This window comes from Guyparkeria hydrothermalis, assembly GCF_023555385.1.
Classification (GTDB): Bacteria; Pseudomonadota; Gammaproteobacteria; order Halothiobacillales; family Halothiobacillaceae; genus Guyparkeria; species Guyparkeria hydrothermalis_A.
Map to the genome: position 1 here is coordinate 1375535 of NZ_JAJSED010000001.1, position 14827 is coordinate 1390361.

Genomic DNA, 14827 nt, shown 5'->3' on the forward strand with positions numbered 1-14827 from the left:
GGTGCGACCGTCCGGCGGCTAAACCATGCACGAGCACCACGCCCCCGATGAGCTGATCGATCACGCCGGCCGCGCGCTGGGCATCGGCATCGCGCTCAATCTGGGCTTCGTGATGATCGAGGCGGTGGCCGGCATTCTCGGGCAGTCGATGGCCCTGCTGGCCGACGCGGCCCACAACCTCGGCGACGTGCTCGGGCTGGTGCTGGCCTGGGGCGCCAACCGGCTGAGCCGGCGCCTGGCCGACCGGCAATTCAGCTACGGGCTGGGCAGCAGCACCGTGCTGGCCGCCCTGATCAACGGCATCACCCTGATCCTCGCCTCGCTGTGGATCCTGTGGGAGGCCGGCATGCGCCTGCTCGACCCGCCGACGGTCGACGGCATGCTGGTGATTGCCGTCGCGCTGGCCGGCGTCCTCGTCAACGCGGGGACTGCGTGGTTGCTGATGGCGCAGCAGAAGCACGACCTCAACCTGCGAGGCGCCTTCCTGCACATGGCCGCCGACGCCGCGGTCTCGGTGGCCGTCGCGCTCTCCGGCCTACTGATCCTGCTGACCGGCCTCACCTGGATCGACCCCGCACTCAGCATCCTCGTCAGCCTGGTGATCCTGATCCCGGCCCTCGAACTGAGTCGCCGCGCCCTGCAACTGATCCTGCATGGCGTACCGGCCGGTGTCGATCTCGACGAGGTCGATCGCTACCTCAGTGACCTGCCCGGCGTGAGCGACCATCACCACCTGCACGTCTGGGCGCTGTCCACCCGCGAGACGGCGCTTAGCGTCCATCTGGTAATGCCCGAACCACCGATGGATGGCGACCGTTTCCTGCGTGACCTGCAGGAGGCACTCGACGAACGCTTCGACATCCGGCACGCCACGGTACAGATCGAGCGCGGCACCTTCCCATGCCCGATCGACGGCTGACGTTCCATCAGCGCAACTGCAGGCGCTCGAAAAAGGCATCGAGTGCCTGACGAGCACAGGCGGCATCCTTGTCGCCGCCCGGCGCACCACTTACCCCCAGCGCCCCGATGGTCGAGCCGGCCGACTCGATCAGCACCGCCCCGTCGAGCATCAGCACCCCGTCGACGTGGTTCATCTCCTGGCGAATGTCACCACGATTGGCGCGAAACGCGCCCGAGTCGATGCCCGAGAGAATCACCGCGCGGGCCTTGTCGGCGGCAATCTGGCGAGTGAAGCGCGGCGCATGCGTCGCGCGCATCATCACCTGCGGGTCACCCGACGGGTCGACCACCACCGCGGTGACCGCGTAGCCCTGCCCGGCACAGGCCGCCACCGCCTCCTCCGCGATGTCCGCGGCCAGCCCCATGCCGATGCGCTCGGCCGTCACCACATCGCCGGCGCCGTCAGCATTGCTCTCGGCGCGACCAACCGATGCCGTGAGCAGACAGACCAGCATCAGCGCCAACGGGTACATTCGCCCTCCCCACATGACCGAACCTCCGCTATGGTTGTCGAAACGGACAGGCCGAGCATAGCCGCCCGGACCATTGCACGGAGTCAGTCATGGGTGACGCCCAGCGAAACGATGCCGATAGCCGCAACCCGATCGAGGCCCTGCGGCAGATCGCTCCCTTCGACCACATCGAGCCCGAGTTGCTCGAACGGGTGATCCCGGAAGCCCGTATCCGGCCGCTCGAGCGCGGCGAGGTGCTGCTCGAGCCAGGCATGGGGGCACCCGACACCTTCTATGTGCTGCTTGCCGGGCGCGTCGATGGCCTGGCCGGCGGCTCGGACGGACAGCCGGTCTGGTCACTGGGTCGCGGCGATGCCTTCCCCCTGGGCGCCCTGATGGAGCAGCGCCCGGTCAGCACGATCCAGCGCGTTGCCGCTCCCGGCGAGGCGGTGGCGATACCGGTCGATGCCTTCCGGCGCTTGCGGGAACAAAGCGAGGCCTTCGACGATTTCTGCACCCGCCGCATCGGCCACCTGCTCGCGCGCGGCCCGGTGGGCGAGGAAGACACCGCCGGTCTGGGCGGCTCCGGGGCGCTGCTCGACCCCACCACGCCCATCCGCTCACGCCTGGAAGGCGAGCCTCTGCGACTGGACGGCGACACGCCGCTCGACCAGGCGGCTCGCGCTCTGGAAGGCCACGGCGGCGAGGCGATCATCGTGCGCCTCGGTTCGGGCTGGGGCATCGTCACCCTGCGTGATCTGGCCTTCCGTGGCCTGACTCATAAGGAAGGCCACGATCGCTCGCTAGCGGAGATCGCGACGCGCGATCCGGTCAGCATCGATGCCGACACCTCGCTGCTGGAGGCAGCCGTCAGCCTCGCCGAACACGGCTTTCATCACCTGCTGGTCACCGACTCGGCCGGCAATGAACCGCTTGGAGTGCTCGACGAAGGTGACCTGTACCGGGTCAACGCCATGACACCGGGCCTGATGCATCAGCGCATCCGGCGTGCAGGGGACATCGAGTCGCTTGCCGTCATCCGCCGCGAGGTGCCCGGCATCGTCGGCGCACTGCTGGAATCCGGCTCGGGGTTCGCCCCCATCAGCCGGATCGTGTCGGGCATCAATGACGCCATTACCCGGCGGGTGATCGCGCTTACCTTCGAGGATGCGCCCCTGCCACCGGAACTGGAGTGGTGTTGGCTGACGTTCGGCAGCGAGGCCCGGTCCGAGCAGACCCTGGCAACGGATCAGGACAACGGCCTGGTGTTTGCCGGACCGCTGGACGAACAATCCGCTCGCGACCTGCTTCTGCCGTTGGCCCGGCGCGTGAACGAGGCACTCGACCAGCTGGGCTACCCGCTCTGCCCGGGCAACATCATGGCCGGCAACCCGGAACTTTGCCTGTCGTTCGAGGAGTGGAGCCGACGCTTCCGCGGCTGGATCGACCAGGGCACCCCCGAACACCTGCTCAAAGCCACCATCTTCTTCGACGCCCGCGGCCTCGCCGGCAGCGAGGCGCTTTTCGACCGCTGGGCCGAAGCCTGGCGGGAACCGGCCCGCAAGAACAGTCGCTTCCGCCGCCAGCTCGCTGCCAACGCCATGCGCAACCAGCCACCGCTGACCCTGTTCGGCGGCTTTCGTACGCGCGAACGTCAGGGACAGCGAGGCATCGACATCAAGACCGACGGCGCCACGCCGTTCGTCGACGCCGCTCGCATCGAGGCACTCGCCGAAGGTTCGCCGGCCACGCGCACCGACCAGCGGCTGGCGCTGGTGCCCGAGCGCGCCCTGCCAGCCGAGGATCTGGCCGCCGCCTACGATTTCATCCAGCGACTACGGCTGCGCCACCAGCACGCTCAGATCGTGCGCGGCGAGGACCCCGACAACCTGATCGACCCGGACGAGCTCGACGGCCTGACCCAGCGCCTTCTCAAGGAATCGTTTCGCATCGCCCGCAAACTTCAGCGCCATCTGGCCATTGCCTACCAGCTGTAAGCGCCTTTGGCGCGCACCAAAGGTTCACTTTCCCCCCACGCTTCCAGTACGCTTACGCTTCGTCGGCATCCTCTGTTGCGCTCGCCTGATGGCGCGCGACGGGATGTTGGCTGGAGATGGAAAACTAAAATCGTTCGGATCCGACCGAAACCCCAAGGAGCCTCTCATGGAGCACTCATCCAATCGCGCCGACTACTGGCGCGCCAACCTGAAGGTACTGTTCGGCTGCCTGGTCGTCTGGTTCCTGGTGTCCTACGTATTCGGCATCCTGCTGGTCGATACGCTCAACCAGATCTCGCTGGGCGGTTACCCGCTGGGCTTCTGGTTCGCGCAACAGGGCTCGATCTTCACCTTCGTGGTGCTGATCTTCTTCTACGCCTGGCGCATGAATGCCATCGATAAAAAATTCGGCGTCGCCGAAGACTAATAAAGCAGGAGCCAAAGAGACATGGATCTTCAGACACTGATTTACCTGGTGGTTGGCGCCACCTTCGTGTTGTATTTCATCCTCGCGATCGTGGCGCGTGCCGGCACGACCAGCGAGTTCTACGTTGCCGGCAAGGGGATCAACCCGGTTCTCAACGGCATGGCCACCGCCGCCGACTGGATGTCCGCCGCGTCGTTCATCTCGATGGCGGGCCTGATCGCCTTCAACGGCTACTCGGCCTCCGCCTACCTGATGGGCTGGACCGGCGGCTACGTACTGCTGGCGATGCTGCTGGCGCCGTACCTGCGCAAGTTCGGCAAGTTCACGGTGCCGGAATTCATCGGTGACCGCTTCTACTCTAAGACCGCGCGCGTCATCGCCGTCATCGCCCTGCTGGTGATCTCGCTGACCTACGTCATCGGTCAGATGAAGGGCGTGGGCGTCGCCTTCTCCCGCTTCCTCGAGACCTCGGTCGAGGTCGGCCTGTTCGCGGGCATGGGCATCGTGTTCGTCTACGCGGTACTCGGCGGCATGAAGGGCATCACCTACACGCAGATCGCGCAGTACGTGATCATGATTTTCGCCTACACCGTCCCGGCGATCTTCATCTCGCTGCAGCTGACCGGCCACTTCCTGCCGCAGATCGGCACCGGCGCAGAGCTGACCGACGGCTCGAACCAGTACCTGCTGCAGAAGCTGGACATGATCCTGGTCGACCTCGGTTTCGCCGAGTACACCGGCACGCCGGACCTGATGAACACCTTCCTGCTGACCCTGGCGCTGATGATCGGTACCGCCGGTCTGCCGCACGTGCTGGTGCGCTTCTTCACCGTGCCGCGCGTCCGTGACGCCCGCAAATCGGCCGGCTGGACCCTGCTGTTCATCGCCATCCTCTACACCACCGCCCCGGCCGTTGGCGCCATGGCGATCTGGAACACCCTGAAGACCGTCCAGCCGGGCGCGATCGGGGCCGAGGAAGGCAACCTGCTGTACGCCGAGCGTCCGGAGTGGTTCAAGAACTGGGAGACCACCGGTCTGCTGCAGTTCGAGGACAAGAACGGCGACGGCCGCATCCAGTACTACAACGACAAGAACGAAGAGTTCGCGGCTATGGCCGAAGCCCAGTACGGCTGGGAAGGCAACGAGCTGTACGTCGACCGCGACATCATGGTGCTGGCCAACCCGGAGATCGCGAAGCTGCCCAACTGGGTAATCGCGCTGATCGCCGCCGGTGGTATCGCCGCCGCGCTGTCGACCGCAGCGGGCCTGCTGCTGGCGATCTCGTCGGCCATCTCGCATGACTTGCTCAAGGGCGTGATCAAGCCGGACATCTCCGAGAAGGGCGAGCTGATGGCCGGCCGGATCTCGATGACCGTAGCAATCGTCATCGCCGGTTACCTCGGTCTCAACCCGCCGGGCTTCGCCGCCCAGGTGGTGGCACTGGCCTTCGGTCTCGCGGCGAGCTCCCTGTTCCCGGCGCTGATGATGGGGATCTTCTCCAAGCGCATGAACAAGCAGGGCGCCATCGCGGGCATGCTGGCCGGTCTGACCATCACCCTGCTGTACATCTTCTGGTACAAGGGCTGGTTCTTCATCCCGGGCACCAACATGTTGCCGGACAACGCCGACAACTGGATGCTGGGCATCAACCCGACCTCCTTCGGTGCCATCGGTGCTGCGGTGAACTTCATCGTCGCGATTCTGGTCGCGAAGATGACCACCCCGCCGCCGGCGGAGATCCAGGAGCTGGTCGAGGACGTCCGCGTCCCGCGCGCCAGCTGATCGACAGAGGCCGGCAAATGCCGGCCATGAAACAGAAAACCCCGGGCTCGGCCCGGGGTTTTTTTGTGTCTGGCGACCGGGATTATCCCGGTGGGGGCGTCCTGTAGCGGTTAACGCCCGCCAGCGATCACCCAGCCGGTGATGCCGGTGAACATTAGGATCACCCCAGCCGGGGCGAGCATCAGCAGGTCCATAAACTGACGCTTGTCCTCGCCGCTGGTAAACACGATAGGCCCCAGCCCGCCGATCACGCCCACGGCCGAGAGGATCGCACCGATCACCAGCATGACCTTGGATGCCCGGGCGAACCCGGGCTGAGGCGAGGGAGCCTCGAAGCGATAGGGATCGCCGATACCCGGCTCGAATTCGTCCTCGGGGGAAGGAGAGTCGGGTCGCTTGTCGGAATGGTCGCTCATCGTGGCACCCTCAGGCGTCTGGGAAAGAGTGTGAATCCTAGCAGGAGCGGGCACCGGACCCGAAGCACGACCGGCCCGGTCCCGCCTTTTTGCTAGACTGCCGGCTAACGTACCGCGGGATGGTGGCTAACGTCCCGCGCCCCACCCCACGCACAGCAGAGACGAGGAATATCACCGTGCTCGAATTCTCGGTAAAGAGTGGCGCTCCGGAGAAACAGCGTACTGCCTGCCTAATCGTCGGCGTATTCGAGTCCCGGCGGCTTTCGGATGCGGCCGAGACCATCGACCGCGTCAGCGACGGGTTCATCACGGCGATCACACGGCGCGGGGACATGGACGGCGAACTGGGTGACACCCTGTTGCTGCATGGCGTGCCCAACATCCAGGCCGACCGGGTCATGCTGGTGGGCCTGGGCAAGGAACGCGAGCTGGATACGCGTGGGCTGGTCAAGGCGACGCGCGCGGCTGTCGAGGCCCTACACCATCGGGGCACGGCCGAATGCGTCAGCCACCTCTCCGAAATCGACGTACGCGGCAGCAGCATGGAGCACGTCCTGCGGCAGAGCATCGTCGCGATCGACGATGCGCTATACCGCTTCGACGAACTGAAGACCGACCGTGAGCTCGGTCCGCGTCGACCTCTTCGCAAGGTCACCTTCATCCTGCCGACGCGTCGCGAACTGATGGAAGCCGAGCGTTACGTGCGCGAGGCCACCGCGATCAGCAACGGCATGCGTATGGCGAAGAACCTCGCCAACATGCCGGGCAACCTGCTCACGCCCACCACCATGGCCGAGCATGCGCGCAAGATGACCGAGACCCACCTGCACCTCTCTGTCGAAGTGCTGGACCAGTCGCGCATGGAATCGCTGGGGATGAATGCCCTGCTCTCGGTGGCCAAAGGCAGCAGCGAGCCGCCGAAGATGATCGTGATGGAGCACATGGGCGCGGACAGCGACACCCCGCCGATCGTGCTGGTCGGCAAGGGAGTCACCTTCGATTCCGGCGGCATCTCGCTCAAGCCGGGACCGGACATGGACCAGATGAAGTTCGACATGGGCGGCGCGGCGGCCACCATCGGCGTGATGTCCGCGGTTGCCGAGATGCAGCTGCCCATCAACGTCGTCGGCATCGTCCCCACCGTGGAGAACATGCCGGGCGGTGCGGCGCTCAAGCCGGGCGACGTGATCCGCAGCATGTCCGGGCAGACCATCGAGGTTCTGAACACCGATGCCGAGGGCCGGCTGATTCTCTGCGACGCGCTGACCTACGCGGCCGGCTACAAGCCGGCAGCCATTGTCGACATCGCCACGCTCACCGGCGCCTGCATCGTCGCCCTGGGCCGTCACCCCAGCGGCCTGCTCTCCAACCACGACGCTCTCGCCCGGGAACTGCTCAGGGCAGGCGACACTGCCAATGACCGCGCCTGGCAGTTGCCGCTGTGGGACGAGTACCAGGACCAGCTGAAGAGCAACTTTGCCGACATGGCCAATATCGGTGGACGCGAAGGGGGAACCATCACCGCAGCCGCCTTCCTTTCACGCTTCGTGCGCGAACATCACTGGGCCCACCTCGACATTGCCGGCACTGCCTGGAAGACCGGCGAGGCGAAGGGCGCCACCGGCCGGCCGGTCCCGTTGCTCACCGAATTCCTGATGAACCGCGCTCGCCAGCAGCAGGAAGGGAACAACAACGGGTGATCCGCCTGACCAGGGCTCATGGAAGGCCCTGAAACGAAGAACGCCCCCGGTCATTGAAGTGACCCCTGTCAGTTGGACAACAGTCCAACTGACAGGGGTTTCTTTATGACCAAGTATTCGGAGTCATTCCGGCTCGCCGTCGTGCAGCACTATCAACAATCATCAGAAGGCAGCACCGCGACGGCAAGGCGGTTCGGTATCGACAGCGGGAGTGTTCGACGATGGTCGGCGGCTTATGAAGAGCATGGGCCGGAAGGCCTTCGCTGCGCAGGTGCCCGCTATTCGGCAACGTTCAAGCGTCAGGTGCTATCCACGATGGAATCGGAAGGGTGGTCCGTGCGGCACACCTGTGCGATGTTCAAGATTGCGGCATCGACCACGGTGCGCAAATGGCAGCGTGACTTTGTCCAGGGTGGGATGGCAGCGCTGGAGTCCAAACGCAGCAAGAGGCGCACTCTCATGGCCAAGCACAAACCTCATTCGCCACCGTTACCCGAACGCCGCAAGGCCACGGAAAACATGACGACGGACGAGCTGCATGAGCGCTTGGCCTATCTTGAGGCGGAGAATGCTTATCTAAAAAAGCTGAAAGCCTTGGCCCAGGAAAAGCGATCCGCCGAGAAGAAAAGGCGCGACTGATCACCGAACTGAGACCAAGGCACGCCCTCAAGTGGTTGCTCAAGGCAGCCCGAATGGCTCGCAGCGTGTATTACTACTGGCTGAGAGCCTCCCGCCGGCCGGAGCGATATGCCGATGAGAAGCGGCACATCGCCGCCATCTTTCATCGGCACAAGGGGCGTTACGGATACCGCCGTATCACCTGGACCCTACGCCGTCAGGGACGGCCGCTGAACCACAAGACCGTGCAACGCCTGATGGGGCAATTGGGCTTGGCTTCCCGCATTCGCCCGAAACGGTATCGCTCATACCGTGGCGAGGAGGGCCTGGCAGCCCCGAACCATCTCAGGCGTCGCTTCGAGACGGACCGGCCCAACCACAAGTGGGTCACCGACGTGACCGAGTTCAAGGTTCGGGGTGAGCGCGTCTACCTATCGCCGGTTCTGGATCTCTACAACCAGGAGATTGTCGCCTACGAAATCGCACGCAGCCCTCGATTGCCGCTGGTCATGACGATGCTAGACCGGGCCTTGAGGCGCCTGAATGCGGGTGAGGCGCCGATGTTGCACTCCGATCAGGGGTGGCAGTACCGGATGGCCCCTTACCGACAGACGCTACACCGACATGGCATCGAGCTGAGCATGTCCCGAAGGGGCAATTGCCTCGACAACGCCGTCATGGAGAATTTCTTCGGGATTCTGAAGACGGAATGCTTCCATGGGCAGCGGTTCAGTAGCGTCGAGTCGTTCGTCGCCGAGCTCAAGCGCTACATCCACTACTACAACCACGACCGGATCAAGGACAAACTAAAAGGCCTGAGCCCCGTGGAATACAGGACTCAGGCCTTGGTGCCCGGCTAACTAACCGTCCAACTTTTGGGGGTCAGTTCATCATCGGGGGCGTTTTGTGTCGGGCCGGAAAAAAATGGGGCGGATCAGCCCTGCTCAGCGGCACGCGCCAAATTACGGCGTCGCTGCTGGCGCTTTCGCTCCGGCAGATTCTCGTAGAGCCGATCACGCAGGGCGATCATGAAGCGCTCCACATCCTGAATGCTCACGCCGGGAACATCCACCTCGGTGAAAGTGCGGGCATAGAGCTTCTCGGCACTGGCACGTATCTCGTCGATCAGCGGCAGGGCGCGTTCGGTCAGACGGATGATCTTGCAGCGGCGATCGGTACCGCACTGGACCCGCTCGACCCACTCATCGCGTGACAGGCGATCGACCATGGCAACCAGCGACGGGCCCTCGATACCCAGCTCCTCGGCCAATTCCGACTGGATGAGGCCCTCGGGATACAGCGACAAAATCGCCATCGTCCGCCACTTGGCCTGACTCAAGCCGTGGTGGGCAAGCTCATGATCAAGCAGCTGGCGCCACAACTGGTCGACGCGGTGCAGCAGCACCGGCACGCGGTCCTCGGCACAGATGTCGAATTCGGTTTTCAAGTCGGCCATGCGGGGCCCCTTCGTGGGAGGGAAACGGTCTTGTCCGGACGTCCTGACCGGGACATTCATTCTGCCACCCCGGCCCGGCCCCTCCAACTATTAGCCTTGCTAACGTCGTGTTTGCAGCCACAAAAAAACCGCCTCGCTGCCCGAAGACAGAAGGCGGTCAGGCCTCACCAGGCTCCATCTGGCCGCCGAAGCGGCCGGAGAGTCATTCGCTGAAGATGACGTCGGACGTCACGCCCTCGTTGACGGCAAACTGCTTGAGGCGGCGCACCGCCTCGAGTTGGATCTGGCGGACCCGCTCGCGGGTACAACCGAGCAAGCTGCCCACCTGCTCGAGGGTGGCCGGCTCGTGGCCACGCAGACCGTAGCGGCGCATGAGCACCTCGCGCTGCTTGCCTTCGAGCTTGTCGATCAGCCGGTCGAGCAGCTGCAGCACACCGTTGTCCTGCAATTCGTCCTCGGGCAGCTGGCTGTTCTCGTCGGGCACCATGTCCAGCAGCGAGAACTCGCCGTCACCCTTGAGCGGGCTGTCGAACGACGACTCGCGCTCGTTGTACGACATCACCTTGAGTACGTCCTTGACCGGCTTTTCCAGATGCTCGGCGATCTGCTCGGGGCGCACGTCGCCGTTCTGGTTCTGCGCGATTCGACGCGCGGCGCGGTTGTAGGAATGCACTTCCTTGACCACGTGCACCGGCAGGCGCACCGTCCGCGCCTGGTTCATCAGGGCGCGTTCGATGGTCTGACGGATCCACCAGGTCGCGTAGGTCGAGAAGCGGAAACCACGCTCGGGGTCGAACTTCTCGACCGCTCGCATCAGACCGAGGTTGCCCTCCTCGATCAGGTCGAGAAGGTCGAGGCCACGATTGATGTAACGGCGGGCAAGCTTGATGACCAGTCGCAGGTTGCAGACGATCATCTTCTGACGTGCCCACTCTTCACCGGCCTGGGCGCGGCGAGCGTAGTCGACCTCCTCGGCCGGTGTCAGCAGTCGTTCGGTCTCGACATCCTTCAGGTAAAGTCGGACCGGATCCGGAGATTCCGAGTCATCCACATTGAAGTTGCGGGCGAATTCTGCCGCTTCCGGCGCGCTCTCCCGACGAGCCGCTCGAGGGTCGGTCGCCGGGGTGGCCGGGTCGGCAGCCAGCTCGTCCACCTTGCTGGGCTCGACCTGGGGAATGCTGTCGTGAACGATTGCCTGTGCCATGTCGTGTCCCTCGCTCGATTGCGCTGTTGCCGAAACGATCTGTGTACAACCTTTGCACAGTGAGATGAGGCGATCAATCCCCACGAAATCGAATAAAACAACATGACATATTCGATTTCTTGAGATCATTTACCCTGAGAGGCTCGAAGTCGGCCAGGAATGCGTTTGGCCGGCCCGATTCATGTACAAGACATGTACACGCATATATAACTTGCGTAACGGGCGGCCCCATTCAGGGCATGTCCCTTGGACATGGACACGGGTCAAACGTTTTCAAGAGCAGGCGGCGACCACCGAGGGGGGATCAGGGCAGGTAGCGCTCCGGGTCGACCGGCTTGCCCTGTCGGCGGATCTGGAACAGCAGGTGTCCACCCTTGTCGGGCTGGCGATGGTCACGCGGGCCGACCCGGGCGATCGTTTCGCCCCGCCGAACCTGCTGCCCCTCCGATACGGACAGACTCTTGTTGTAGGCGTAGGCCGACAGCCACTGGGCGTTGTGCTTGACGATAACGAGGTTGCCATAGCCAGGCAGGCCGTCGCCCGAATAGACCACCTTGCCCGCGGCAGCGGCCCGAACCGGCGTATCGACGCGCGCCGCAAGGATCAAACCCTTCTGCGCCGGCGCGCCTTCCGAGAAGCGATGCAGCACCTTGCCCTCCAGTGGCCAGCGCCAGTTGACCGGCGAAGCGGCCGGTGAGGGTCGCGACACCCTCACGGCTGTCGAGGAGTCGGCCTTCCGGCTGGGCGCGGCGACCGAGCGCGACGGCGACCGTGACGTCGATCCCGCGCTGTTCGGCGGACTCAAGCGCAGCCGCTGTCCGATGCGCAGGTGCCGAGGGTTGGATATCCCGTTCCAGCGCGCCAGTCGCTGCCAGTCGACATCGTTGGCCACGGCGATGGAATAGAGGGTGTCGCCCCCCTTGACGTAATAGACCGGCTGCCCCTGCTCCCAGCTGCGGTAGTCGGTGGAGGAGGCACAACCGGCAAGCAGGAACACCACCGCGAATGCCGCCAGCAACCTCGACCAGCGGGGCGCCAGACTCGACGGGATACGGCACTCGCGGGCTGGCAGGCCGGTACGCATGGCTTACATCGTCTGCCAGATTCCGATGGCCATCAGCAGCAAGGCCACGAACAGCCAGCCGAGCCACTCGATGTACTGTCGGAGCTTCGGCGCGACGCGCGGACCGGCCCAGGCCACCAGCCCCGAGACGAGAAAGAAACGTGCACCTCGACCGACGAATGAGGCGAGGACGAATCCCAGTGGATTCATGGCCATGGCGCCGGCGGCGATGGTGAAGACCTTGTAGGGGATCGGCGAAAAGCCGGCGACCAGCACCGCCCAGAAACCCCAGGCAGCGAACCATTCGCGCGCGCGCTCGAAGCCTGCCGCGTAATGGGATTCGGCCAGCCAGGGCTGGATCGCCTCGATCGCCCACAGTCCGATCAGATAACCCAGCAACCCGCCGAGCACGCTGCCTGCCGTGGCGATCAGGGCAAACCCCCACCAGCAGCGTGGCCGCGCGAGGGTCATCGGCATGAGCATCACGTCCGGTGGCACGGGGAAGACCGAGGATTCGGCAAAGCTCAATACGCCGAGCACGGCCGGCCCGCGGCGGTGGGCGGACCAGGCCAGGACACGGTCGTAGAGCGGGCCAAACAGCCTCATGCGCACCTCACGCCAACAGGGTCATGCCGCGGATCAAGCCAAGGACCCCGGCAGCAGTGGAACGAACGACACCAGATCGTACCAGCGCGTCTGATATTCGGTATCGGAAAGCCGGGTGATCACGGTCAGCTTCTGCCCACCACCCTGCGCACCGACCGGTATCACCAGCCGGCCGCCGATCGCGAGCTGCTCCTTGAGTTCCGGCGGTACCGCATCGGGGGCGGCCGTCACCACGATGGCTTCGAACGGCGCCTGCGAGGGCCAGCCCTTGAAACCATCCCGGTGCATGTAGCGGATATTGAGCAGCCCCAGTTGCCGGTGACGGGCCTTCGCCTGATCGAGAAACGCCCCGATCCGCTCGACGGTGAACACCGACTGGCACAGCTGAGCGAGCACCGCCGCCTGGTAGCCCGAGCCGGTCCCCACCTCGAGCACACGCTTGAGATGACGCTCACCGGCCATCACGAGTTCCGTCATGCGCGCCACGATATACGGTTGCGAGAGGGTCTGCCCCTGGCCGATCGGCAGGGAGCAATCCTCATAGGCGCGCACGCTCTGCACCTCGTCGACGAACGCCTCGCGTGGCACAGACGCCATCGCCTTGAGCACCGGCTTCGACCGAATACCCTGCGACTCGAGCCGTTCGAGCATCGTCTGGCGAGCCCATTGGTAGTTGCGTTGAATCACCGGCTCTCCCTCAAGCCAGCCAATGTTCGAGTGCAGGCATTGTCTCGTGACGCGTCATGTCGAAATGGATCGGCGTCACCGAGACCCAACCGGACGCCAACGCGTGGAAGTCGGTGCCCTCGCCGGCATCCTCCGCCTCGCCGGCGGCACCGATCCAGACGATCTCGCGACCACGTGGATCGGTGTCCCGCACCAGCTGCCCGGAGGGGTGACGGCGCCCGAGCCGCGTCGCTTTGACGCCACCGATCTCGTCCAGCGGCGCATCCGGCACGTTGATATTGAGCAGCGTGTAGGCGGGCAACGGATGGTTGCCCAGCCGGCGGATCAGCCATTCCACCCAATGTGCCGCCGATTCGAGGTATTCCGGGGCGAACGACTGGCAGGAGGCGGCGATCGCCGGCAGGCCCAGTGCACGACCCTCGCTGGCCGCGGCCACGGTACCCGAGTAGAGGACGTCGTCACCGAGGTTCGCACCGTGGTTGATGCCCGAGACCACCAGGTCCGGCATTTCCGGCAGCAGCCCCTTGATGCCCAGGTGCACACAGTCGGACGGTGTGCCGTCGATCACCCACAGCCGCTCCTCCAGCTGACGCGGACGCAGCGGGCGGGAGAGCGTGAGGCTGTTGGAGGCACCGCTGCGATCGCGGTCCGGGGCAACGATGGTGACAGTGGCGAACCGGGCCAGTCGTTCGGCAAGTATGTTGAGTCCCGGGGAAAGGTAGCCGTCGTCGTTGCTTAGAAGAATATGCATGGATTGCTCGTTTCGATTCCGAAGGTCGCGACCCAAACGGGCCGCGACGGGTGCTCCCGCAAGGATACCGCCTGCCGGTCGGCAATTCAGCCCGAAAGTGGGACCTCGGCACCCGTCGTTGATGGCACCGACCCTCACCGGGGCGCTATCATGCCTCCATGAGCGACCAGTCACGCATCGACCCCGAGGATCGCGCCCTGTTTCTCGATGCCGTCGGCCCTGTCGACCCGGTCGAGGACGAGCGCGTCGAACCCGAGCGCCCGCGCGTCAGCGCCCGTCCGCGACGCGAGGCCGGCTTCGACGAGATGATCGACGAAGTGGCCTTCAGCGATCTGGCCGACGCACCGGAACAGGGTGAACAGGTCCAGTATGTCCGTCCGGGCGTGCAGAAGGCGATACTGCGCAAGCTAAAGCGCGGCGGTTATAGCGTCGCGGCCTCGCTCGACCTGCACGGCCTGACCGTCGACGAGGCCCGCAACGAGGTGGGCGCCTTCATCCGCAGCGAGCGAGGCGAGCTCCGTCGCTGCGTACGCATCGTCCATGGCAAGGGCTATCGCTCCGCCGATGGCCAGCCGGTCCTGAAGACCCTGCTCAATCGCTGGCTTCCCCAGCGCGACGACGTGGTCGCCTTCTGCTCCGCCCCGCCGCACGACGGCGGCACCGGCGCGCTCTACGTGTTGTTGCGCCGCCTCAACCCGGGCGACTGAC

15 protein-coding genes are annotated in these 14827 nt (G+C 64.8%); 7 read left to right on the plus strand and 8 right to left on the minus strand.

What is annotated here, in order from left to right:
• Positions 1–25: 25 nt before the first annotated feature.
• Entirely contained in the window at positions 26–919 is an 894-nt protein-coding gene (locus LV476_RS06285; protein ID WP_250074499.1) for a cation diffusion facilitator family transporter, read from the plus strand.
• Between the two features lie 7 nt (positions 920–926).
• Here LV476_RS06285 and LV476_RS06290 read toward each other — a convergent pair whose 3' ends face one another.
• Positions 927–1433 (minus strand): GlcG/HbpS family heme-binding protein, encoded by a 507-nt coding sequence (locus LV476_RS06290; RefSeq protein WP_250074501.1) that lies wholly within the window; start codon positions 1431–1433, stop codon positions 927–929.
• Positions 1434–1522: 89 nt separating this feature from the next.
• Here LV476_RS06290 and LV476_RS06295 point away from each other — a divergent pair, with 89 nt between their 5' ends.
• From LV476_RS06295 to LV476_RS06305, 3 genes are all read left to right on the plus strand, one after another.
• Positions 1523–3409: a DUF294 nucleotidyltransferase-like domain-containing protein gene (locus tag LV476_RS06295; RefSeq protein WP_250074502.1), complete on the plus strand. Its 1887-nt coding sequence runs from the start codon at positions 1523–1525 to the stop codon at positions 3407–3409.
• A gap of 166 nt (positions 3410–3575) precedes the next feature.
• A complete protein-coding gene (locus tag LV476_RS06300) occupies positions 3576–3836 on the plus strand; it encodes a DUF4212 domain-containing protein (protein WP_058574563.1) in 261 nt (86 codons plus the stop codon).
• 21 nt (positions 3837–3857) lie between these two features.
• Entirely contained in the window at positions 3858–5618 is a 1761-nt protein-coding gene (locus tag LV476_RS06305; RefSeq protein WP_250074505.1) for a sodium:solute symporter family protein, read from the plus strand.
• Between the two features lie 110 nt (positions 5619–5728).
• Here LV476_RS06305 and LV476_RS06310 read toward each other — a convergent pair whose 3' ends face one another.
• Positions 5729–6034 (minus strand): hypothetical protein, encoded by a 306-nt coding sequence (locus LV476_RS06310; RefSeq protein ID WP_250074507.1) that lies wholly within the window; start codon positions 6032–6034, stop codon positions 5729–5731.
• A gap of 176 nt (positions 6035–6210) precedes the next feature.
• Here LV476_RS06310 and LV476_RS06315 point away from each other — a divergent pair, with 176 nt between their 5' ends.
• Together LV476_RS06315 and LV476_RS06320 are read left to right on the plus strand one after the other, a co-directional pair.
• A complete protein-coding gene (locus LV476_RS06315; RefSeq protein WP_250074509.1) occupies positions 6211–7734 on the plus strand; it encodes a leucyl aminopeptidase in 1524 nt (507 codons plus the stop codon).
• A gap of 105 nt (positions 7735–7839) precedes the next feature.
• A protein-coding gene (locus tag LV476_RS06320) for an IS3 family transposase (RefSeq protein ID WP_434062819.1) occupies positions 7840–9212 on the plus strand; the annotation gives its coding sequence in 2 pieces (ribosomal slippage) (positions 7840–8311 and positions 8311–9212; 1374 coding nt in all).
• A 74-nt stretch (positions 9213–9286) separates the two neighbouring features.
• On the opposite strand, the gene LV476_RS06325 is transcribed toward LV476_RS06320, so the two are convergent.
• The 6 genes from LV476_RS06325 to surE all read right to left on the minus strand — a co-directional run bounded on the left by LV476_RS06325 (position 9287) and on the right by surE (position 14119).
• On the minus strand, positions 9287–9808 hold the full coding sequence (locus LV476_RS06325) for a MarR family winged helix-turn-helix transcriptional regulator (RefSeq protein WP_250074510.1): 522 nt from the start codon (positions 9806–9808) through the stop codon (positions 9287–9289).
• Between the two features lie 202 nt (positions 9809–10010).
• Positions 10011–11012 (minus strand): RNA polymerase sigma factor RpoS, encoded by a 1002-nt coding sequence (gene rpoS / locus LV476_RS06330; protein ID WP_250074512.1) that lies wholly within the window; start codon positions 11010–11012, stop codon positions 10011–10013.
• Positions 11013–11316: 304 nt separating this feature from the next.
• Positions 11317–12096, minus strand: a complete 780-nt coding sequence (locus LV476_RS06335) for a peptidoglycan DD-metalloendopeptidase family protein (protein ID WP_250074513.1) — start codon at positions 12094–12096, stop codon at positions 11317–11319.
• Positions 12097–12099: 3 nt separating this feature from the next.
• Positions 12100–12681, minus strand: coding sequence for a YqaA family protein (locus tag LV476_RS06340; RefSeq protein ID WP_250074515.1), 582 nt, complete (start codon positions 12679–12681; stop codon positions 12100–12102).
• Between the two features lie 33 nt (positions 12682–12714).
• On the minus strand, positions 12715–13368 hold the full coding sequence (locus LV476_RS06345; RefSeq protein WP_349665999.1) for a protein-L-isoaspartate(D-aspartate) O-methyltransferase: 654 nt from the start codon (positions 13366–13368) through the stop codon (positions 12715–12717).
• A gap of 10 nt (positions 13369–13378) precedes the next feature.
• Positions 13379–14119 carry a 5'/3'-nucleotidase SurE gene (gene surE / locus LV476_RS06350; protein ID WP_250074517.1) on the minus strand — a complete coding sequence of 247 codons (741 nt, stop codon included), beginning with the start codon at positions 14117–14119 and terminating at the stop codon, positions 13379–13381.
• A 158-nt stretch (positions 14120–14277) separates the two neighbouring features.
• Between surE and LV476_RS06355 the strand changes: the two genes are divergently transcribed.
• Entirely contained in the window at positions 14278–14826 is a 549-nt protein-coding gene (locus LV476_RS06355) for a Smr/MutS family protein (RefSeq protein ID WP_250074519.1), read from the plus strand.
• The last annotated feature ends 1 nt before the right edge of the window (position 14827 follow it).